This window comes from Pseudomonas gorinensis, assembly GCF_042015035.1.
Taxonomy (GTDB): Bacteria; Pseudomonadota; Gammaproteobacteria; order Pseudomonadales; family Pseudomonadaceae; genus Aquipseudomonas; species Aquipseudomonas gorinensis.
On sequence record NZ_CP167125.1, the window covers coordinates 5,092,330 to 5,113,040 of the forward strand.

16 protein-coding genes and 4 tRNA genes are annotated in these 20,711 nt (G+C 60.4%); 5 read left to right on the plus strand and 15 right to left on the minus strand.

Annotated elements, in window-relative coordinates; translation table 11 throughout:
* The first annotated feature begins 30 nt into the window (after positions 1-30).
* On the plus strand, positions 31-3,309 hold the full coding sequence (locus AB7933_RS23040; RefSeq protein ID WP_024076511.1) for an EAL domain-containing protein: 3,279 nt from the start codon (positions 31-33) through the stop codon (positions 3,307-3,309).
* A gap of 3 nt (positions 3,310-3,312) precedes the next feature.
* Here AB7933_RS23040 and AB7933_RS23045 read toward each other — a convergent pair whose 3' ends face one another.
* The 12 genes from AB7933_RS23045 to gltX form a co-directional block, all read right to left on the minus strand.
* Positions 3,313-4,533, minus strand: coding sequence for a hypothetical protein (locus AB7933_RS23045; RefSeq protein ID WP_256335290.1), 1,221 nt, complete (start codon positions 4,531-4,533; stop codon positions 3,313-3,315).
* A 154-nt stretch (positions 4,534-4,687) separates the two neighbouring features.
* Positions 4,688-5,476, minus strand: coding sequence for a hypothetical protein (locus tag AB7933_RS23050; RefSeq protein WP_024076513.1), 789 nt, complete (start codon positions 5,474-5,476; stop codon positions 4,688-4,690).
* A gap of 241 nt (positions 5,477-5,717) precedes the next feature.
* On the minus strand, positions 5,718-6,707 hold the full coding sequence (locus AB7933_RS23055; RefSeq protein WP_024076514.1) for a hypothetical protein: 990 nt from the start codon (positions 6,705-6,707) through the stop codon (positions 5,718-5,720).
* A gap of 613 nt (positions 6,708-7,320) precedes the next feature.
* Positions 7,321-8,289 carry a tRNA dihydrouridine synthase gene (locus tag AB7933_RS23060; RefSeq protein WP_024076515.1) on the minus strand — a complete coding sequence of 323 codons (969 nt, stop codon included), beginning with the start codon at positions 8,287-8,289 and terminating at the stop codon, positions 7,321-7,323.
* A gap of 55 nt (positions 8,290-8,344) precedes the next feature.
* On the minus strand, positions 8,345-8,779 hold the full coding sequence (locus AB7933_RS23065; protein WP_024076516.1) for an acyl-CoA thioesterase: 435 nt from the start codon (positions 8,777-8,779) through the stop codon (positions 8,345-8,347).
* A gap of 38 nt (positions 8,780-8,817) precedes the next feature.
* The gene (locus AB7933_RS23070) at positions 8,818-9,651 is read right to left on the minus strand and encodes an alpha/beta hydrolase (RefSeq protein ID WP_024076517.1); all 834 of its coding nucleotides are present in this window, start codon (positions 9,649-9,651) and stop codon (positions 8,818-8,820) included.
* Between the two features lie 15 nt (positions 9,652-9,666).
* Positions 9,667-10,206, minus strand: a complete 540-nt coding sequence (locus AB7933_RS23075; protein WP_024076518.1) for a TetR/AcrR family transcriptional regulator — start codon at positions 10,204-10,206, stop codon at positions 9,667-9,669.
* A 218-nt stretch (positions 10,207-10,424) separates the two neighbouring features.
* Positions 10,425-10,500: transfer RNA gene (locus AB7933_RS23080), tRNA-Glu, on the minus strand.
* Positions 10,501-10,605: 105 nt separating this feature from the next.
* Positions 10,606-10,681, minus strand: a tRNA-Gly gene (locus AB7933_RS23085).
* A 2-nt stretch (positions 10,682-10,683) separates the two neighbouring features.
* Positions 10,684-10,759, minus strand: a tRNA-Glu gene (locus AB7933_RS23090).
* A 78-nt stretch (positions 10,760-10,837) separates the two neighbouring features.
* Positions 10,838-10,913: transfer RNA gene (locus tag AB7933_RS23095), tRNA-Ala, on the minus strand.
* A 147-nt stretch (positions 10,914-11,060) separates the two neighbouring features.
* The gene (gene gltX, locus AB7933_RS23100; RefSeq protein ID WP_024076519.1) at positions 11,061-12,542 is read right to left on the minus strand and encodes a glutamate--tRNA ligase; all 1,482 of its coding nucleotides are present in this window, start codon (positions 12,540-12,542) and stop codon (positions 11,061-11,063) included.
* A gap of 252 nt (positions 12,543-12,794) precedes the next feature.
* Here gltX and AB7933_RS23105 point away from each other — a divergent pair, with 252 nt between their 5' ends.
* Positions 12,795-13,943 (plus strand): integrase core domain-containing protein, encoded by a 1,149-nt coding sequence (locus AB7933_RS23105; RefSeq protein WP_024074889.1) that lies wholly within the window; start codon positions 12,795-12,797, stop codon positions 13,941-13,943.
* A gap of 75 nt (positions 13,944-14,018) precedes the next feature.
* Here AB7933_RS23105 and uvrB read toward each other — a convergent pair whose 3' ends face one another.
* Positions 14,019-16,034, minus strand: a complete 2,016-nt coding sequence (uvrB, locus tag AB7933_RS23110; protein WP_024076520.1) for an excinuclease ABC subunit UvrB — start codon at positions 16,032-16,034, stop codon at positions 14,019-14,021.
* A 344-nt stretch (positions 16,035-16,378) separates the two neighbouring features.
* Between uvrB and AB7933_RS23115 the strand changes: the two genes are divergently transcribed.
* Positions 16,379-17,575, plus strand: a complete 1,197-nt coding sequence (locus AB7933_RS23115; protein ID WP_024076521.1) for an amino acid aminotransferase — start codon at positions 16,379-16,381, stop codon at positions 17,573-17,575.
* A gap of 111 nt (positions 17,576-17,686) precedes the next feature.
* Positions 17,687-17,896: a hypothetical protein gene (locus tag AB7933_RS23120; RefSeq protein WP_024076522.1), complete on the plus strand. Its 210-nt coding sequence runs from the start codon at positions 17,687-17,689 to the stop codon at positions 17,894-17,896.
* 81 nt (positions 17,897-17,977) lie between these two features.
* Here AB7933_RS23120 and ptrR read toward each other — a convergent pair whose 3' ends face one another.
* Positions 17,978-18,871, minus strand: a complete 894-nt coding sequence (ptrR, locus tag AB7933_RS23125) for a putrescine utilization regulator PtrR (protein ID WP_024076523.1) — start codon at positions 18,869-18,871, stop codon at positions 17,978-17,980.
* Between the two features lie 103 nt (positions 18,872-18,974).
* Here ptrR and AB7933_RS23130 point away from each other — a divergent pair, with 103 nt between their 5' ends.
* Positions 18,975-20,366 carry an aldehyde dehydrogenase family protein gene (locus AB7933_RS23130; protein ID WP_024076524.1) on the plus strand — a complete coding sequence of 464 codons (1,392 nt, stop codon included), beginning with the start codon at positions 18,975-18,977 and terminating at the stop codon, positions 20,364-20,366.
* 24 nt (positions 20,367-20,390) lie between these two features.
* On the opposite strand, the gene AB7933_RS23135 is transcribed toward AB7933_RS23130, so the two are convergent.
* On the minus strand, positions 20,391-20,696 hold the full coding sequence (locus tag AB7933_RS23135) for a protealysin inhibitor emfourin (RefSeq protein WP_024076525.1): 306 nt from the start codon (positions 20,694-20,696) through the stop codon (positions 20,391-20,393).
* Positions 20,697-20,711: the final 15 nt, after the last annotated feature.

Consider the following 20,711-nt stretch of genomic DNA (forward strand, 5'->3'; position numbering starts at 1 on the left):
GTTTGCCCATCGAGCCAAGGCCCTTTGATAATGCGCAACCCCGTCGATTCCGTGCCACCCCTACCCCGCATCTACGCCCTTGACCCTCAAGAGGCGGAACGAAGCTGGGACAGCGCTCCGCAGTTGCTGGCAGCTCTGAACGCCGCACGGCTGGGAGCGTGGTGCTGGGAAATCGAAACCGGCCGGATCAGTTGGTCCCGGGGCACCCAGGCGCTGTTTGGCTTCGACCCCCACCAGCCGCTGCCCAGGGACGTGGATTACCTTGACCTGCTGGCACCGCAGGATCGCGCCCGGGTCGTTCGGGCCTTCCACGCGGTGCTGGCCGGCGAGCCGTTCGAACAGGCCATGCACCACCACATCCAATGGCCGGATGGCAGCCACCACTGGCTGGAGATCAACGGCAGCCTGGCACCGGACAAGGCCGGCCGGCGCCGCATGATCGGGGTGATCCGCGAGACCACCCGCCAACGCGAACGGGAACACGCCCTCAGCCACTCCGAAAAGCGCTTCGCGACGCTGTTTCACCTGTGCCCGAACATGGTCCTGCTGACCCGCCAGTCGGATGGCCTGATCAGCGAGGCCAACCAGTATTTCCAGATGCTGTTCGGCTGGCCATTGGCCGAAGCGATAGGCCGCACCACCCTGGAACTGGGCCTGTGGCGCCATCCCGAGCAACGCGCGCAACTGGTCAAGGCGACCCAGCGCAAAGGTGAACCCATCACCATGGAAGTACAGTTCTGCGCCAGCAGTGGACAGATCCACGATGGCACCCTCAGCGCGCAAAAGGTCGAGCTGGAGGGCGAGGCCTATTTGCTCAGCACCTTCCTCGACACCACCGAACGCAAAAACGCCGAGCAGGCCCTCAAGGACAGCCAGGAACGCCTCGACCTGGCGCTGGACTCGGCGCAGTTGGGCACCTGGGATTGGCATATCCCCAGCGGCATGCTCTACGGCTCAGCCCGTGCCGCCCAGCTGCATGGCCTGCCGGCCGAGCCCTTCCATGAATCCTTCGAGGCATTTTTCGAGGGCATGCCCAAGGAAGAGCGCGAGAACATGCGCAACGCCTACCGCACCCTGCGCGAAGGCCCGGCCGGCAATTATCAACTGACTTACCGCGTGCAACTGGAAGACGGCAGCTCACGCTACCTGGAAAGCCGCGCGCGCCTGTACCGCGACGAAAAAGGCGCTCCGCTGCGCATGGCCGGCACCCTGCTGGATATCACCGACCAGGTCGAACGCGAACAACGGCTGACCGCCTCCGAAGAAAAATTCGCCAGCCTGTTCCAGGCCAGCCCCGACCCGATTTGCGTCACCTGCCTGGAAAGTGGCGCGTTTATCGAAATCAACCCGGCCTTCACCCAGACCTTTGGCTTCACGGCCGCCGAGGTGATCGACAAGAGCGCCGAACAGATCGGCCTGTGGGATGAGTCGAGCAAGCGCCTACAACGAATCGAACAAGTCATACGCGATCAGGCGCTGAACAATGTCGCCATCGTGGTGCACCACAAGGACGGCCAAAGCCTGACGTGCGTGATTTCCAGCCGACTGATCAAGGTCGGCGACCAGCCGTGCATCGTCACGACGCTGCGGGACATCACCCAGCAGCAACGCTCGGAAGCCGCGCTGAAGGCCAGCGAAGAAAAATTCGCCAAGGCATTCCACTCCAGCCCCGACGCGATTTCCATCACCGAGCGCGACACCGGCCGCTATGTGGAAGTCAACGATGGCTTCTGCCGCCTGACCGGTTTTCGCGCCGAAGAAGCCATCGGCCTGACGCTCTACCAGATCGGCATCTGGGCCGATGAAAAACAACGCGCCGCGCTGCTGGCCGAATTGCAGCTCAAGGGCCGCATCCATCACCTGGAAATGCTCTGGCACAACAAGCGCGGCGAGGTATTGGCGGTGGAAGTGTCGGTCGAACCGATCACCCTCAATGAAACCCCGTGCCTGCTGCTGACCGCTCGGGACGTGAGCCTGCTGAAAAATGCGCAGGCTCAGATTCGCCACCTGGCCTATCACGACCCGCTGACCAACCTGCCCAACCGCGCCTTGCTGATGGACCGGCTGAGCCAACAGATTGCCTTGCTCAAGCGCCATAATTTGCGCGGCGCCCTGCTGTTTCTCGACCTCGATCACTTCAAGCACATCAATGACTCCCTCGGCCATCCGGTGGGCGACACCGTATTGAAAATCGTCACTGCCCGCCTGGAAGCCAGCGTGCGCATGGAAGACACCGTGGCGCGCCTGGGAGGCGATGAATTCGTGGTGCTGCTCAGCGGCCTGGACGGCACCCGCACGGCAGTCAGCGCCCAGGTACAGGAACTGGCCGATACCCTGCGCGAACTGCTCTCGGAACCGATGTTCCTCGACGGCCATCGGCTGCAAGTCACGCCAAGCATTGGCGTAGCGCTGATTCCCGACCATGGCTCGACCCCGGCGGACCTGCTCAAGCGTGCCGACATCGCCCTGTATCGCGCCAAGGATTCCGGGCGCAACACCACGCAGATGTTCCACAACAGCATGCAGAAGACCGCCAGCGAGCGGCTGCGCATGGAAACCGACCTGCGCCTGGCCCTGTCACGCGGCGAATTCAGCGTGCATTACCAGCCCCAGGTGGATGCGCGCGGCAACAAGATTGTCGGTGCCGAGGCCCTGGTGCGCTGGCAGCATCCGCAGCTGGGCGCACAGTCGCCATCGGAATTTATCAAGGTCCTGGAAGACAGTGGCCTGATCCTCGAAGTGGGCACCTGGATCCTCGATGAAGCCTGCGCCGCGTTTCAGCAACTGATTACCGAAGGTCTGGTAGACCCGCTGAACTTCAGCCTGTGCGTGAACATCAGCCCCCGGCAGTTTCGCCAGGCCGATTTTGTCGAACGGGTGGAGCACAGCCTCAAGCAACATCAACTGCCCCACAGCCTGCTGAAACTGGAAATCACCGAAGGCATCGTGATCCAGAACCTGGAAGACACCGTGGCCAAGATGCGCCGCCTGAAAAAACTCGGCGTCAGCTTTGCCATGGACGATTTCGGCACCGGTTATTCCTCCCTGACTTACCTCAAGCGCCTGCCGGTGGATGCGCTGAAGATCGATCAGTCCTTTGTCCGCGATGCCACCCACGACCCCAACGACGCGGAAATCATCCGTGCCATCGTGGCCATGGCCCGCAGCCTGAACCTGGAAGTCATCGCCGAAGGGGTGGAGACCGCGGAGCAACTGGCGTTCCTGCAAAAGCTGGGATGCCATTTGTTCCAAGGGTATTTGCACAGCCGGCCATTGCCGATCGAAGCGTTCAGACGGTTGCTGGAATAGCCCTCACGCCAGCTTCAAGGCCCGCAACCCGGTATTCATCCATCGCGATGACGCCAGGCGGTGCTTTTGCCCATAGTAGTCAACCGCACCGTTGACCACCGCGACCGAATGGAAACGGTCCGCCAGGGTACCGATCGCACCGTTTGCCAGCTCCTCAACAGTACTTTCGCGCATATAGCCAAACAGCCCGAGACGCCGCAGCGCCTCCCCTGGCGTTTCCCCGTCGTTGAGGGTTTCCAAAGCCACCGCATAACCCTGCCCGGCCCGCGAATCGTTATTCTCCAATTGCGCGCGCTTGGCGCTGACGGCGTACAAAAAGTTCGCATAGCTCAGCAATTGCGGGTGGGCGCCACGAAAGTTCGAGGCTTGTGTCGCCTGGCTGACTTCATCATGGCTCAATTGCAGCCTGAAGGAATCCCGCATGGTCACGTCAAAGCCATCCGGGGTGAGGTGAATGTGCTTATAGATACCCTGGGAGTCCTGCCCGAAGCGCATCAGGGCCGCCTTGATCGCTGAAACGGTGACGCAATTACCTTCCGCACCTTGATAGAACCCCTCCCAGATTTGCGCAGGCGACGGGTTTTCGCCCTCATGGGACACCGCCTGGGCATCGCTGCGCAGCGGTTTCCTATCGTCAAACAATACATACCCGTAGTCCTGATGCCTGCCCCCCTCTTTGACTAACACGGCACCAAAGTCATGCGTCTGCATAACGCCCACCGCCCCGTTGAGCTTCATGTCGTTCGACGAGACAAACTGCGAAAGGCCGTACACCCCCATGCCCTGCAAGCACCGCTTGAGCGTCTCGCCCTCGACGGTCTTTGACAAGGCCGCGCCAAACGTCGAGTAGCCTTGGGTCATCTGCTTGCGTTTCACAAAGGCGGCGAACACAAAGTTGGCATCCCTGACCGCACCGTCGTCCTCACCGGCAAAGCGTGAGGCCTGCGCCGCCTGTTCCATTTCCTGGCGCGAAAGACGAACCTTGAATTCATCCTTCATCGTGACTTCATAGCCATCACCTGAACGCTTGACCTCGTTGAACATCCCGGCAGGATGTTGTCCGAAGGTCATCATCATCAACTTGATGACCGCCGCATGGCTGCTGCAATCAAAATGCTCGCCGAACCGACGTTGCGTCGCGTTAAATGCCCGGGCGATGTCGGCGGGCTTTTCCCCTGCATGCTTCGAAGAAGATTCCGACAAGCCCTGGCCTTGCACACCCATCGGGGTCACCGGACGAGCCAATACCGAGATATTCATCCACTGGATTCCTGATGTTTATCTAAACCGCAGAACGCGCAGCCAGGACGCACGCACACCACCCCAGCGTTGATCGAGTACGCCCCAGAGGGCTGCTGCGTTCTTCCATTCACGTCAGTCACATAAGCGCTACAGCATCACCGTGGGTTGGCGCCCAGCCCGGGCTGCCCCATAACTCCTCCCGCCCATTGATGACCGCCACCGAATGCCCGGTTCGATTGCACATCCCCAGTTGGCCGCGAGCGAGTTCACTGACGTGGACGCGCTTCATGTGTTTCCTTAATCCCAGTCGCAAAAAACCCTCCCCAGGCCCGGTCTCATCCTCGCCATCATTCAAACTGCGGATCGCAGCCTGATAACTGCGGCCCGCCGTGCGATCGTTGTTTTCCATCTGTGCCCGCTTGGCACTGACGGCGAAGAGAAACTGCGCATCCTGAAGCATGCCTCTGTCGGTACCGGCAAACTTCGCGCCCCGCGCACCTTCAATCAATTCACGATCACTCAGGGTAAGCCGGAAGTCATCACGCATGACCACGTGATAACCATCGCCCGTTTTTTGCACCTCTTTGAAAATATCCGTGGGGCTTTGGCCGAATCGATACATCGCCGCCTTGATGGCCGATACCGTCACACAGTTGCCGTCGGGCCCCTGGCGAAACCCGCTCCAGATATTGTCCGGCTTGGCGCCGTTTCGCTTATTCGAAAGGCCTGGGATATACACCGCTGGCGCCGGCCGTGGCGCCACAGGTTCTGGTACCACTCGCGGTGCCACCTCGGGGCGCGGAGGCAGTACATCGGGGACTGTTTTGTCTTTTCTATCCGATAGCAGGTTAATCAGTTGAGTAAAAAATGAGGAAAACAGCGCCACCATTGTCTGGATAGCGTCTGAATTATCACCCACTCCCATCGTACTTCCCTGCGCAGTGGGCGCGAAACGAACACCCTGCCCGGCACTAGTGGATGGCGGGGTTGAGTCATTACTGACACTCAGAGAATCCGTAGGCAGTACCTGGCGCATATCCCCGACACGCGCAATATTATTAATTGAACAACACGACATGCAGCCCTCCACGAGCAGGTACTTCGCTAAACGGTTAAGTTCAGGAAGTACGTGCTCTATTCAAAGTATCGAGATCAAGTAAGTCAGGTCAGGACATGAACTTCGGACGCGGCGCGAACCGCCAACTCCTGGGGTCGAATCGATTATCCGTAGGGGCTGGGCTGGTTAAGTCCGGGGTAACAGGAGGTGCCGGCTGTGGCGTGACCTCAGGCGTCGGCGTTACGTTGGGTTTTACATCCGACTGGACTTCAGGCTTCGGGCTGGGTGTTGTGTCGGGGTTCATGTTCAGCTTGACCTCAGACCGTGGGCTTGGCGTTACGCCTGGCTTGACCTCGGGCTTGGGACGGGGCGTTACCCAGGGTTTCACATTCAGCTCGACCTCAGGCCGTGGGCTTGGCGTTACGCCTGGCTTGACCTCGGGCTTGGGGCGGGGCGTTACCCAGGGTTTCACATTCAGCCTGGGTTCCACGACGGGCTTGGGCACGTCCGGCAGCACCCGCGGCTTCAACCCGCCGTCCGGTAACGACTGCGTATCCGGGCAATGGCAATGGCCGACGTTCACGTTCACATGCACATTGGCCTTGGCATCGTTGTTCACGCTGATGTGGGGAGGTAAAACCAGTTCCTCATGCGGCTCGTGCTCGTGCTCGTCAGGCCGCACCCATGCCGGATCAACGTACCGAGGCTCCATCGGCAGCTTCACGCCTGGCAAGTCCCGCTGCTGTGGTTTCAACGGCAGGTTGCCCTTGTCAGGGGTCACAGGCAGCTGGCGCGCGTCCGGCTTAACGCCCGGCAATTGCCCCGACTGGGGCAGTACATCAGCGGCTATGTTTCTTCCGGAAAGCACCTCGCGCATGGCCCTGAAGACCATATCAAACATGTCAAACAACTTGGTGAGTGCACCGCCATTGACTATCACGTTATTGGGCGCAACTTGGAAACAGTCACTGCGAACCGGCGCCCGAGTATCTGCCTTGGCAGGCAGCGCACTTTTATTGACATCGGCTGAAGCTGGGCTACGGTCATAGACCGACTTATCAACATTGACAAAGGGGGAGTTATTGATCGATAGCGACATTAGCAAGTTCCTTATTCAGCGCGGCCTGACGTACGTTAGTTGGCCAGGGAAGCGATAGTCTGTAGGGGCTGCGAACAACGGCGTTGCTTCACAGTCATTACATTCGTGGAACATCACGCCATCGAGTTCCTGAAATCGCGCTTCATATAAGGAAACCAAACTGAATCTTCAGACTTTTCCCCATGACTTCCAGAGGAATGCCGCGCATCAAACGGGCCCGACATGCCCTTACAGGACACACACGCTAATAAACCGCGCAACACGTCAATCACCGACATAATTCCAGAGACCACAACACCGTCTATTGTGTTATTCCGCGCCCACGGGAATAACATCAAGCAACCCAATCATTCATTCACATTAAAAAATGAAAAACACAAAAAACCTTACATGCCATTTTATTTTGAATCTGGAATACCGTGCACTTTACTCAATGTTACCGCCCAATATTGAAACACCCTCTCCCTCACCCAAATACCCCACTACCGCTGGGGGTACCGAGTGAATCCCTACCGCCCACAAACACAAAATGCCCCGTACTTTTCGGTACGGAGCATTTACGTTGAAATACAATAAACGCTGACGCGTGGCCCCAGCGGTCCTCAACAAACACTCAAGCGTTACTGCATGACTCAGGATGGGGCATATTCAGCAGGCGACTCACCTGCTCCAACCCGGTCTCGCGGCGCAGGGCCGTAAACAGCTCGACAGCTTCGGGGTAATTACGCGTCAGCATCGCCAGCCACTGCTTCAAACGGCCTGGCGCCTGGCGTTCGGTCAACTGGGCGACCGACTGGACCCAGAAGTCCTGAAGCAAGGGCTGCAACTGCGCCCAAGTCATTTCCACCACGTCTTCGCCCGCCCGCGCCGCGGCAATCTGCCGAGCCAGGTCAGGGCGCGCTACCAGGCCACGACCGAGCATGATGTCTTCAGCGCCGCTGACTTCGCGGCAACGCTTCCAGTCTTCGACGCTCCAGATATCCCCGTTGGCGAACACCGGCACCTTGACCACATCCTGCACCCGCGGGATCCACTCCCAGTGGGCCGGGGGCTTGTAGCCATCGGTCTTGGTGCGCGCATGCACCACGATATGCGCCGCGCCACCTTCGGCCAGGGCAGTGGCGCACACCAACGCGCCGTCCGGGCTGTCGAAGCCCAGGCGCATCTTGGCGGTCACCGGGATATGAGCAGGAACTGCTCGGCGTACGTGCTCGACGATCTGATTGAGCAGCTCCGGCTCCTTGAGCAGCACCGCACCGCCGCGCGACTTATTGACGGTCTTGGCCGGACAGCCGAAGTTCAGGTCGATCACTTGCGAACCGAGCTCGCAGGCCAGGGCTGCGTTTTCGGCCAGGCATACCGGGTCGGAGCCAAGCAATTGCACACGCAGCGGCACACCGGCAGCCGTATGGGCGCCTTGCAGCAGTTCCGGAGCGAGCTTATGGAAATAGGCGGGGGTGAGCAGGCGGTCGTTGACGCGGATGAATTCGGTCACGCACCAGTCGATACCGCCCACGCGGGTCAACACGTCCCGCAGGATGTTGTCGACCAACCCCTCCATGGGCGCCAAGGCAATTTGCATGGAAAACACTCAACAAAAATCGTGGCGCAGTTTACTGGGTTTCCCAGCGCAACCGTTAACCCCCTGTCAGGGCGGGGCCATAACCGTCGAGAAACTCTGTCGGCATACGCTTGGGCTTGCCCGTGGACAGTTCAATGCAGACGAAGGTGGTTTGCGCGCGCAGCAAGGTCGCGCCGTCACGGGGCCGGACGAGCTGGAAGCGCCGGGTCATTTTCAGGCGCTGGTCCCAATCGACGATCCAGGTCGCCAGTTGCAGCTCGTCGCCCTCATAGCCGGCCGCCAGGTAATCGATCTCATGGCGCACCACGGCCATGGCACGGTCCAGGCGACGATACTCGGTCAGGTCCAGCCCCAGGCGCTGGGAGTGGCGCCAGGCGCAGCGTTCCAGCCAGGCGACGTACACCGCGTTGTTGGCGTGCCCCAGGCCGTCAATGTCCTCAGGGGCCACCTGCAGGTCGATGATAAACGGCGTTGCCAAATCCCAGCCCATGCCTTGCTCCAGTCGATTGATGTCGGCACGGCAGTGTATCAGGCGGTCTGGCGCTCCTGTAAACGACGGCCTGCCAACAGATCCAGCACGCCTTCGATCACACGCGGATCAGCCAGAACTTTCTGGTGCCCGCCGTGTTCCAGGCGCAGCAGGCGGCTGTCGAACCAGGCGTCATGGATAGCTTGCGAGGCGTTGACCGGAACGAAGGTATCGTCTTCGGCGTGAACGATCAGGCCAGGGATATTCATCTGGTAGTGGGCGACATCCAAGTGCTTGAGCGGCATGCCGAACGTCAGTTCCACTTCCTGGATAAACGCCGAGCGGGCCCGCGACGGCAAACCGACCATTCCGGCAAAGCCGCGCAGCACATCCAGGAAGCGCGACGGCGCCGCAATGCTCACCAGCGCTTCAGTGCGCAACCCCAACTGCACCGCCAGCATCGCACTGGCGCCGCCCATGGAATGGCCAACCACCGCGTGCAAGGGCGGCAACTCGGCCGCCGCCTCCAGCATGGCGCGGGCGAACAACAGCACATGGGCCTCACGCCCCGGCGAACGACCATGGGCCGGGCCATCGAGGGCAATCACCGAATAGCCGTTGCCCACCAACGCCGTGATCAAGCTGGCGAATTGCGTCGGCCGCCCTTCCCAACCGTGCATCAGCAACACCGCCGGCCCTTGGCCCCAACGCAGCGCCGACAGGCCGAAACGCAAGGTGATGCGCTCCGACTGGGCCAGCAGCGGCAATTCCCAATCACGCGGCGGCAGGTCTCGCGGGGTCATGAAGACCCGGCGCATTTTACTGGCCACCGTGTGCGGCGCCAGGCGCCCCAAGGTGCCGTTGACGCTACGAATCCATGTGAATGCGCCCATTATGCAACCCCCTTTTCAGCGCACTGCCGACTTGGCAGCACGCAATACACGATCCGACAATTCACCCGGCCCAAGCGCACGAGCCAGGGCCAGGCCACCAATCATCAAGGCCATGTCTGCCAAGGCTTTGTCGGTATCTTCCGGGCTGGCGGCCAACTGTGCGGCCATCAACTCCACATGCTCATTGAGCACCTGGCGAAATTGGTCCGGCAGGCGGCTCATCTCGCCCACCGTCGCCGGGATGGGGCAGGCTTTGGCCGTCGAGTCGCGGTGTTTGCGCGACAGGTAGAACGCGGCCACCAGCGCACGACGCTCTTCACCGGTCAGTTGCTCGTCCATGTCGTCGATCGAAGCTCGACGCTGGGCCAGCAGTTGACTGAAGGCCTCCAGCATCAGCGCATCCTTGCTTTCAAAATGTGCGTAAAACCCACCCACCGTCAGCCCCGCCGCGCCCATGACTTCCCCCACGCTCGGCTCGGCCGGGCCACGCTGGACCAACGCGGCACTGGCGGCCTGCAGAATGCGTTCGCGGGTTTGCGCTTTTTTATCGCTCATCGTGTGCCTCCGTCGTTCATGGGTTGAATATTATTACCATAATAATATTTCGCAAGCGAGAAGCATGACCGCCCGTCCGAACCGGCCGCCTGCAAAACGTTGGAATAAGAGTCAGGGCAAATAGAACAGGCCAGAGGGCAGAAACCCAAACGCCAGACAAACAAAAGGGCCATTCAATAATTGAATGACCCTTAAAAATCCCGCAGAGCGGGTAATCGTGGCGTCCCCTAGGGGACTCGAACCCCTGTTACCGCCGTGAAAGGGCGGTGTCCTAGGCCACTAGACGAAGGGGACACGCTACTGAAACACATGGTGTGTATTCCAGTGCCCAGAGGCCTCACCCGAAGATGTGGTCCTGGTTTCACTCAGTGCCGCCCGAGGGCAACACTGCTTAAAAATTGGAGCGGGAAACGAGACTCGAACTCGCGACCCCGACCTTGGCAAGGTCGTGCTCTACCAACTGAGCTATTCCCGCATTGGCGTCCCCTAGGGGACTCGAACCCCTGTTACCGCCGTGAAAGGGCGGTGTCCTAGGCCACTAGACGAAGGGGACAAAACCTTCTGTACAACTGATCAGCGCTGAGGACTGATCGATTCAAGGACGGTGTGGCCAGACCTTGAACCTGTAAATTGGTGGAGCTAAACGGGATCGAACCGTTGACCTCTTGCATGCCATGCAAGCGCTCTCCCAGCTGAGCTATAGCCCCTCATCGGTGAGGACGGGGCGAATCTTAATGGCGCTTTAGAAAGGTGTCAAATTTATTTTCAACAATTTCTAAAAATTTTTGCCGGGATAACAATCACTTACCAGACAAACCCCGGAAAACCGGGGTTTGGCCGCTACAGCAGCTGACTCAGGCGATAGCGCCCAGCAGCTTTTCCCATTCCTTGTTTTCTTTCTTCGACACACCGCCAAGCAAATCAAGGGCTTGGCGTAGACGGAAACGCGTCAGGTCCGGGCCAAGAATTTCCATCGCATCAAGCACCGACACCGAACTGGCCTGGCCGGTGATCGCGGCGAACATCAGCGGCATGGCGTCGCGCAATTTCAGTTCGAGGGATTCAACCACCGCCTGGATCGTCGCGGTAATCGCCTCCTTCTCCCACTGGCGCAGGCTTTCGAGCTTCCACAGGATCAACTGCATCAACTGGCGAACCTGGTCACCGGAAAGCTTCTTGGATTCAAACAGCTTGGCATCCGGGCTCACGCCACCGGCAAAGAAGAAGCTGGCCAACGGTGCGACCTGGCTGAACGTCTCCACCCTGCCCTGCACCAGCGGTGCGATCTTCATCATGTATTCAGGGTTCAACGCCCACTGCTGCACGCGGCTGGCGAACTCTTCCACCGGCAGGTCACGCAGCCACTGGCCATTGAGCCACGACAATTTCTCGATATCGAAGATCGGCCCGCCCAGCGAAACGCGGGACAGGTCGAAGTTGTCGACCATTTCCTGCAACGAGAACTTCTCGCGCTCGTCCGGCATCGACCAGCCCATGCGGCCCAGGTAGTTGAGCATGGCTTCGGGCATAAAGCCCATGCGCTCGTAGAACGTCACCGAGGTGGGGTTCTTGCGCTTGGACAGCTTGCTCTTGTCCGGGTTACGCAGCAGCGGCATGTAGCACAGCTGCGGTTGTTCCCAGCCGAAGTATTCGTAGAGCAGAATCAACTTCGGCGCCGACGGCAGCCATTCCTCACCGCGCAGCACGTGGGTGATACCCATCAGGTGGTCATCGACAACGTTGGCCAGGAAGTACGTCGGCAAGCCGTCGGTCTTCATCAGCACTTGCATGTCCATGCGGTCCCACGGGATCTCGACGTCACCGCGCAACATGTCCGGCACCACGCACACGCCTTCGCTCGGCACCTTCATGCGAATCACATGGGGCTCGCCGGCCGCCAGGCGCCGGGCCACTTCTTCTTTCGACAACAACAGCGCACGGCCGTCGTAACGTGGCGTTTCACCGCGTGCCTGCTGCTCGGCGCGCATCTGATCGAGCTCTTCGGCGGTGCAGAAACAAGGGAACGCATGGCCCATGTCGACCAATTGCTGGGTGTACTGCTTGTAGATGTCGCTGCGCTCGCTCTGACGGTACGGGCCATGCGGGCCGCCGACGTCCGGGCCTTCTGACCAGGTAATGCCCAACCAGCGCAGGGCATCGAAAATCTGCTGTTCCGACTCACGGGTCGAACGCAGTTGATCGGTGTCTTCGATCCGCAGGATGAATTCACCGCCATGCTGCTTGGCAAAGCAGTAGTTGAACAAGGCGATGTAGGCAGTACCGACGTGGGGATCCCCAGTAGGCGATGGCGCGATGCGCGTGCGGACGGTGGTCATGGCAGGTCTCGAATGGGCGATATAACTGAAAATTGAAACAAGGGGCGAATGGTAACAGCCTGGGTGATTTCTGGAAAACCGAGGCGCGGCCATCGGGGGCAAGCCCCCTCCCACACCGGACCGGTTCTCGGCATGAGAATGCAGTCAAATGTGGGAGGGGGCTTGCCCCGGTACAAACCGGGGACATCGTTTACATTTCTAACCGGGGACATGGTTTACAGGTTAATACGCATGATCAGGAGGTAGCTGATCATGCCCTGGAACCAAGAGTCCCCCATGAATCAACGAATCAAGCTGGTTGCTAACTGGCTTTCTGGCAACTACACAAAAGCCCAGCTGGCGCGTCGTTTCAACGTGAGCCGGCCTACGGTAGACAAATGGATTGCTCGGTATGATGGCGATTTAAAGTCGTTGTCCGAGCTTTCCCGACGACCTCATCACAGTCCCAACAAGACCGACGATGAGATCTTGGCCCGTGTAGTGGCCATGAAGGAAGCTCACGATAAGTGGGGACCTAAGAAGCTTATCGAGCTACTGCGAATCGAGGATCCCTCCATCGCATGGCCCTCTGCGAGTACAGCAGGCCAATGGCTGGATCGGCTTGGACTGGTCAGCAAACGGCGGTTCAAGCGTCGGCACGGTACCTCCCATATTGAAATGCGAGAGGCCAATGACCCCAACAAAACCTGGTGCGTGGACTACAAAGGGCAATTCAAGATGCTCAACGCCCAGATGTGCTTCCCGCTGACTGTTACAGACCATGCATCCCGTTTGATTCTGGCTTGCAGGGCTCATCCTAAAATCATGACCCAGCCTGTAAAACAAACCTTTGAGCGGCTTTTTCAGGATTACGGCATGCCGGAAGTCATTCGTTCTGACAATGGCGTTCCCTTCGCCTCTCCTGGCTTGGCGAGAATGTCCACACTGGCCGTTTGGTGGATCCGTTTAGGTATCTATCCCGAGCGCACCATACCAGGAAGACCTGCCCAGAATGGTCGACACGAACGAATGCATCGCAGCCTGAAACTTGAGCTACCGCTAGGGAACAACTTGGTCGAGCAGCAGCTTTTGTTGGAACATTTCCGACATGAGTTCAATTACGTACGCCCTCATGAAGCGCTTGGTATGAAGCGCCCGGGAGAGGTGTACGTACCATCTACCCGACTGTACCCAGGATGCTTGCCCGATGTGGAGTATCCGGCAGAAATGCGGGTGCGAAGCGTCAGGCAGGATGGATCGATCAAGTGGAATGGCAAGTTGGTATTTGTCAGCGAGGCCCTATCCGGAGAAAGGATAGGGCTTAAAGAAGCTGAGGATGATGCCTGGGATTTGTACCTGTGTGACTATCCCTTGGGGAGGCTTGGACGAGGTACGACCCGCGTCCAAGCCTCAAATGTGTAAACGATGTCCCCGGTTTCAGATGTAAACGATGTCTACGGTTCTACACCCCGATGAGGCCGGTTGAGTCAGCGCAAATCAGACCGTCAGCAACCGCTCACGCAACTTGCCGATCTCATCGCGCGTCTGCGCCGCTGCCTCGAACTCCAGATCCCGCGCCAGCTGGTACATCTTCTCTTCCAGCTGGCGAATCCGCTTGGTGATCTCGCTCGGCGAGCGCAGTTCGTTTTCGTACTTGGCGCTTTCCTCGGCAGCCTTGGCCATGCCCTTGCGCTTTTTGCTGCGCGAGCCAGGCACGGTGGCGCCTTCCATGATGTCGGCGACGTCCTTGAACACGCCCTTGGGCGTAATGCCGTTGGCCAGGTTAAAGGCGATCTGCTTGTCGCGGCGGCGCTCGGTCTCGCCGATCGCCCGTTCCATGGAGCCGGTAATACGATCTGCATAGAGAATCGCCCTACCATTGAGGTTACGCGCCGCACGGCCGATGGTCTGGATCAGCGAACGCTCGGAGCGCAGGAAGCCCTCCTTGTCCGCGTCCAGGATCGCCACCAGCGACACCTCGGGCATATCCAGGCCCTCACGCAGCAGGTTGATCCCCACCAATACATCGAAGGTGCCCAGGCGCAGGTCGCGGATGATCTCCACGCGCTCCACGGTGTCGATGTCCGAGTGCAGGTAACGCACCCGTACGCCGTGGTCGGCCAGGTAGTCGGTCAAGTCTTCGGACATGCGCTTGGTCAGCGTGGTGACCAGCACCCGCTCTTCCAGGGCCACGCGCTTGGTGATTTCCGAGAGCAGATCGTCAACCTGGGTCAACGCCGGGCGGATTTCGATCTGTGGGTCCACCAGGCCTGTCGGGCGCACCAGTTGCTCGATCACGCGGCCGGCATGCTCGGCCTCGTAGTTCCCCGGTGTCGCCGACACGAAAATGGTCTGGGGGCTGATACTTTCCCATTCATCGAAGCGCATCGGCCGGTTATCCAGCGCCGACGGCAGGCGGAAACCGTATTCCACCAGGGTTTCCTTGCGCGAGCGGTCGCCCTTATACATGGCGCCCACTTGCGGCACGCTGACGTGGGATTCGTCGATCACCAGCAGCGCATCGGGCGGCAGGTAGTCGTAGAGGGTCGGCGGCGGCGCCCCGGATTCGCGGCCCGAGAGGTAGCGCGAGTAGTTTTCGATGCCGTTGCAGTAGCCCAACTCGAGGATCATCTCCAGGTCGAAGCGGGTGCGCTGTTCAAGGCGCTGGGCTTCCACCAGCTTATTGTTGGCGCGCAGGTACTCAAGGCGCTCGGCCAACTCGACCTTGATGCCCTCGATGGCGCCCATCAACGTCTCGCGCGGGGTCACATAGTGGCTTTTCGGATAAAAGGTGAAGCGCGGCAGTTTGCGGATCACCTCGCCGGTCAACGGGTCGAACGCCGACAGGCTCTCGACTTCATCGTCAAACAGCTCGATGCGGATCGCTTCCAGGTCGGATTCGGCCGGGTAGATGTCGATCACATCGCCGCGCACGCGAAAGGTGGCGCGGGCAAAGTCCATGTCGTTGCGTGTGTATTGCAGGCTCGTCAGGCGACGCAGCAGTTCACGCTGGTCAAGTTTGTCACCGCGATCGACGTGCAGCACCATCTTCAAGTAGGTTTCCGGGCTGCCCAGGCCGTAGATGCACGACACCGTGGTAACGATGATCGCGTCCTTGCGCTCCAGCAGCGCCTTGGTCGCCGACAACCGCATCTGCTCGATATGGTCGTTGATCGACGCATCCTTCTCGATAAAGGTATCGGAGGACGGCACGTAGGCTTCGGGCTGGTAGTAGTCGTAATAGGAAACGAAGTACTCCACCGCGTTGTTCGGGAAGAACGCCTTGAACTCGCCATACAGTTGCGCAGCCAGGGTCTTGTTCGGCGCCAGCACCAAGGTCGGGCGGTTCACCTGCGCGATCACGTTGGCAATGCTGAAGGTCTTGCCCGAACCGGTCACCCCGAGCAGCGTCTGGTGCGCCAGGCCGGCCTCGATGCCTTCGACCATCAAGCGAATCGCTTCGGGCTGGTCGCCGGCGGGTTCAAAGCGGGTGACGAGCTGGAAATCCGACATAACGTACCTCTTTCAAGTCACCCCAGGCTGACAACCGCCGAGGACGAAATAGCTCAGCAACCCGCGAATTCTCATCGCAGGTTGCAGGAAAAAACCATGATAGCTGTAGAAGTGGTGGCGAATGTGACGGGTTTCAAGGTAATCCTCCTACATGGCCCTTCCCCCCAATGTTGCAATAAGACTAACGGTCGGCAAATAAACCGAAAAACTTGGCCGAAAAGCCGTTTCGGCTGTCGCCCTCAGGCGTGATGGCCTCTATACTAGCTCCCCGTTTGTGCACCGCTCTAGTGCATTCGGCTGGAGCGCGACACGTCCCTCCTTTCCCCCATAGAGCTGCCGCAAAAATGAGCCTGTTCTCCGCTGTCGAAATGGCACCACGCGATCCTATCCTGGGCCTCAACGAAGCATTCAACGCCGATACACGAACCACCAAGGTCAACCTTGGCGTGGGCGTTTACTGCAACGAGGAGGGGAAGATTCCACTCCTGCGTGCCGTTGCCGAAGCGGAAGCCATTCGCGTGGCGCAACACGCTGCCCGTGGCTACTTGCCGATCGACGGCATCGTGGCCTACGACCAGGCCGTGCAAAAACTGCTGTTTGGCGCTGATTCGCCACTGCTGGGCGCCGGCCGCGTCATCACCGCGCAAGCCGTCGGCGGTACCGGTGCCCTGAGAATCGGCGCCGACTTCCTCAAGCAACTGCTGCCCAATGCCGTGGTTGCCATCAGCGACCCCAGCTGGGAAAACCACCAGGCACTGTTCGAAAAAGCCGGTTTCCCGGTGCAGACCTACCGCTACTACGACGCCGCCACCCACGACGTGAACCGTGCCGGCCTGCTCGAAGACCTCAACGCCCTGCCGCCGCAGTCCATCGTGGTGCTGCACGCCTGCTGCCACAACCCGACCGGCGTCGACCTGAGCCCGGCGGACTGGCAACACGTGCTGGACGTGGTCAAGGCCAAGAACCTGGTGCCGTTCCTCGATATGGCTTACCAGGGCTTTGGCGACGGCATCCACGAAGACGCCGCTGCCGTGCGCCTGTTCGCGGAATCCGGCCTGACCTTCTTTGTCTCCAGCTCGTTCTCCAAGTCGTTCTCGCTGTATGGCGAACGCGTGGGCGCGCTGTCGATCGTCAGCGAGTCCAAGGAAGAAAGCGCGCGCATCCTGTCCCAGGTCAAGCGCGTGATCCGCACCAACTACTCCAACCCGCCGACCCACGGCGCAGCGATCGTGGCGGCGGTGCTGAACAACCCTGAACTGCGTGCCCAGTGGGAAGCCGAGCTGGCCGAAATGCGCCTGCGCATCCGTGGCATGCGTGAGCAAATGGTGGCCGAGCTGGCCAAGGCTGCTCCGGGCCACGACTTCAGCTTCGTCGGCCGCCAGCGTGGGATGTTCTCCTACTCGGGCCTGACCGTGGAGCAAGTCACCCGCTTGCGCACCGAGTTTGGTATTTACGCGCTGGACACCGGGCGTATCTGTGTGGCGGCGTTGAACCAGTCGAACATCGGTGCGGTAACAAAGGCGATTGTTCAGGTTCTATAAGCCTGACGGCGTTATACGAAGGGAAGCCGTGGCTTCCCTTTTTAATGCCTGTCGGAAAATACCCTGCTCCCCTAGACTGAGCACCGATTGCCCTTTTGCTGTGAGAGCCCTATGAAAAACGACGACCTGAACCTGCACGCCGATCCCGACGACCAGGAGTACTTCGCTCCGCGCGCGCCGCAAGCCAAGCGCCAGAAAAGCCTGGTGCTGCAAGTGGCGCTGGGTGTGTTCCTGGGTGGCCTGGCGTTGTGGCTGGTGCAGTTGGGCGCGACGGCACTCATGGCGAAACTGGCCATGGGCACCCTGCAATTCGGCGGCTGAACACGACCCGCAGTGGTAGGAGCGAGCTTGCTCACGAAAAACGCAGGGACACCGCGTTTATCCAGAATGCCCGCGTTATCGTTAACGACCTTCGCGAGCAAGCTCGCGCCTACAGTGGCCGCGCTCCTCCAGCAACTTCACAAAACTGTTCAAACTCTGCGACACCGTGCCCCGTCGCCAGATCAGCCAGGTGTGCAACAGGCGGAAACTGTCCGTCAGCGGCCACACGCTCACCGTGGTAAACCCCGGCATGCTTTCCAGCATGCTGCGCGGCATCAGCGCCAGGCCGGCCCCGGCACTGACGCAGGCGAGCATGCCGTGGTAGGACTCCATCTCGAAGATGCGGCCCGGCACCGCGCCATCCTGTGAGAACCACCGCTCGAAATGGTGCCGGTAGGAACAGTTGGAGCGAAAGGTGTAGATGCTCTCCCCGTTCACATCCTGCCCGCGGGTGATCGGCGCATGGTGCAACGGCGCAATCACCACCATCTCTTCCTCGAACACCGCCACGCCTTCCAGGGTGGCATGCAATACCGGCCCATCCACAAACGCCGCCGCCAGGCGTCCCGACAACACGCCTTCGATCATCGTCCCGGACGGCCCGGTGCTCAGGTCCAGCTCGACCTTGGCGTGCTTCTGGTTGTACGCCGCCAGTAACGCCGGAATGCGCACCGCGGCCGTGCTCTCCAGCGAACCGAGGGCAAATGCCCCCTGGGGCTCCTCCCCCGCCACCGTCGCGCGGGCTTCCTGCACCAGGTCAAGAATGCGCCGCGCATAGCCAAGGAAGTTCCACCCGGCTGGCGACAGGCGCAGGCGGCTTTTCTCGCGGATGAATAATTCCACGCCCAGATCCTGCTCCAGTTGCTTGATGCGCGTGGTCAGGTTCGACGGCACCCGATGAATCAACTGCGCCGCGGCACTGATGCTGCCTTGCTCGGCAACGGCCTTGAAGATTTCCAGCTGCACCAAGTCCAAATCATTCTCCAATCGTGAACGTATTGCTCAATATTATTCAGTTTCCAGAAAAGATGCAGCCCCGTAGGCTGACCCCAATCCACTCATTCAGCCGGACGGTGCCATGAACGCTATCACCCACCAGACCCACGCCCTGTCGATCAGCCCCACTACCGGGGCGACGGTCGGCAGCTACCCCTACGAAACCGAAGCCCAGTTGGACGCCGCCCTCAACCGTGCCACCCACGCCTTCCGCACCTGGCGCCGCCAGCCGGTCAGCGAGCGCTCGGCCCTGTTGCTGGCCCTGGCCGCTGCCCTGCGTGATCAAGCCGAAGAGATGGCACAGATGATCACCTTGGAAATGGGCAAACCCATCGTCCAGGCCCGTGCCGAAATCGAGAAATGCGCCCAGCTCAGCGAGTGGTACGCGGCCCACGGCCCGGCCATGCTCGCCCCGGAACCGACCCTGGTGGACAACGGCACCGCCCATATCGAATACCGCCCGCTGGGCCCGATCCTGGCCGTGATGCCGTGGAACTTCCCGGTGTGGCAAGTCCTGCGCGGCGCGGTGCCGACGCTGCTCGCCGGCAACACCTACGTGCTCAAACACGCGCCGAATGTCATGGGCAGCGCCTACCTGATGAAAGCCGCGTTCGACAAAGCCGGCTTCGCCGAAGGCTTGTTCGAAGTGCTCAATGTGACCCAGGAAGGCGTGTCAAAAGCCATCGCCGACCCGCGCATCGCCGCCGTTACCCTCACCGGCAGCGTGCGTGCCGGCATGGCCATCGGCTCCCAGGCCGGTGCCGCGCTGAAGAAATGCGTACTGGAATTGGGCGGTTCCGATCCGTTCATCGTGCTCAACGATGCCGACCTCGATGCCGCCGTCCAGGCCGCCGTGATCGGCCGCTTCCAGAACAGCGGCCAAGTCTGCGCCGCCGCCAAGCGCCTGATCGTCGAAGCGGGTGTGGTGGAAGCCTTCACCGCCAAGTTTGTCGAAGCCAGCCGTGCCCTGGTGATGGGCGACCCGACCTCGACCGCCACCTACGTCGGCCCCATGGCCCGCTTCGACCTGCGCGACGAACTGCACGCCCAGGTCCAGGCGACCCTGGCGCAAGGCGCGACCCTGCTGCTGGGCGGCGACAAAGTAGCCGGCGCCGGCAACTACTACGCGCCGACCGTACTGGCCGACGTCACCGACCAGATGACCTCGTTCAAAGAGGAACTGTTCGGTCCCGTGGCCTCGATCATCACCGCCCGCGACGCCGACCATGCCGTGGCCCTGGCCAATGACAGCGAGTTCGGCCTCACCGCGAGCATCTTCACCAGGGATCCAGCCAAGGCCCGCGACATTGCGAACCAGCTGGAAACCGGCGGGATCTTCGTGAATGCTTTCAGCGTCTCCGACCCTCGGGTGGCGTTTGGTGGCGTGAAGAAGAGCGGCTTCGGTCGCGAGTTGTCGCACTTTGGCGTGCGCGAGTTCTGCAACGCGCAGACCGTTTGGCTGGATCGCAAGTAAGTTCGGGCAGGCCCTGAGCCTGCCTCAACAGCGAATATGCCGCCGCACACACTGCACCAGCCCATCCAGCGCCTGCGACTTCACCGGCGCCAGCACGCAGACCGTGTGCTCACGCTCGCCTTCCGTCACGGTCAACGTGTAATGCACCTGGCTTGGGTTGCCGGGTTCTGGCGCGGTGCTTTGCGGCAACTCAAAGAAGTTTGACGCCTCGATCAGTTGCCGCAATTCCTGCTGGTCCGGCTCGGGCAGCGTGTCCAGCTGCACCGTACGAGGTTTGGCCAGCCCCGGAAAAAACGCCGGCCCGCCGTTTTCCTTGATCGAAATTTGCATGGCTGCTCCTCACCG

Excerpts from the sequence above, each read along its gene's own strand:
- AB7933_RS23115 (WP_024076521.1), top strand. The coding sequence starts at position 16,379 with ATGAGCCTGTTCTCCGCTGTCGAAATGGCACCACGCGATCCTATCCTG.
- AB7933_RS23105 (WP_024074889.1), top strand. The coding sequence starts at position 12,795 with ATGCCCTGGAACCAAGAGTCCCCCATGAATCAACGAATCAAGCTGGTT.
- AB7933_RS23060 (WP_024076515.1), bottom strand. The coding sequence starts at position 8,289 with ATGCAAATTGCCTTGGCGCCCATGGAGGGGTTGGTCGACAACATCCTG.
- AB7933_RS23050 (WP_024076513.1), bottom strand. The coding sequence starts at position 5,476 with ATGGGAGTGGGTGATAATTCAGACGCTATCCAGACAATGGTGGCGCTG.
- AB7933_RS23120 (WP_024076522.1), top strand. The coding sequence starts at position 17,687 with ATGAAAAACGACGACCTGAACCTGCACGCCGATCCCGACGACCAGGAG.
- AB7933_RS23135 (WP_024076525.1), bottom strand. The coding sequence starts at position 20,696 with ATGCAAATTTCGATCAAGGAAAACGGCGGGCCGGCGTTTTTTCCGGGG.
- gltX (WP_024076519.1), bottom strand. The coding sequence starts at position 12,542 with ATGACCACCGTCCGCACGCGCATCGCGCCATCGCCTACTGGGGATCCC.
- AB7933_RS23055 (WP_024076514.1), bottom strand. The coding sequence starts at position 6,707 with ATGTCGCTATCGATCAATAACTCCCCCTTTGTCAATGTTGATAAGTCG.
- AB7933_RS23040 (WP_024076511.1), top strand. The coding sequence starts at position 31 with ATGCGCAACCCCGTCGATTCCGTGCCACCCCTACCCCGCATCTACGCC.
- AB7933_RS23065 (WP_024076516.1), bottom strand. The coding sequence starts at position 8,779 with ATGGGCTGGGATTTGGCAACGCCGTTTATCATCGACCTGCAGGTGGCC.
- AB7933_RS23045 (WP_256335290.1), bottom strand. The coding sequence starts at position 4,533 with ATGGGTGTGCAAGGCCAGGGCTTGTCGGAATCTTCTTCGAAGCATGCA.
- AB7933_RS23130 (WP_024076524.1), top strand. The coding sequence starts at position 18,975 with ATGAACGCTATCACCCACCAGACCCACGCCCTGTCGATCAGCCCCACT.
- AB7933_RS23075 (WP_024076518.1), bottom strand. The coding sequence starts at position 10,206 with ATGAGCGATAAAAAAGCGCAAACCCGCGAACGCATTCTGCAGGCCGCC.
- uvrB (WP_024076520.1), bottom strand. The coding sequence starts at position 16,034 with ATGTCGGATTTCCAGCTCGTCACCCGCTTTGAACCCGCCGGCGACCAG.
- AB7933_RS23070 (WP_024076517.1), bottom strand. The coding sequence starts at position 9,651 with ATGGGCGCATTCACATGGATTCGTAGCGTCAACGGCACCTTGGGGCGC.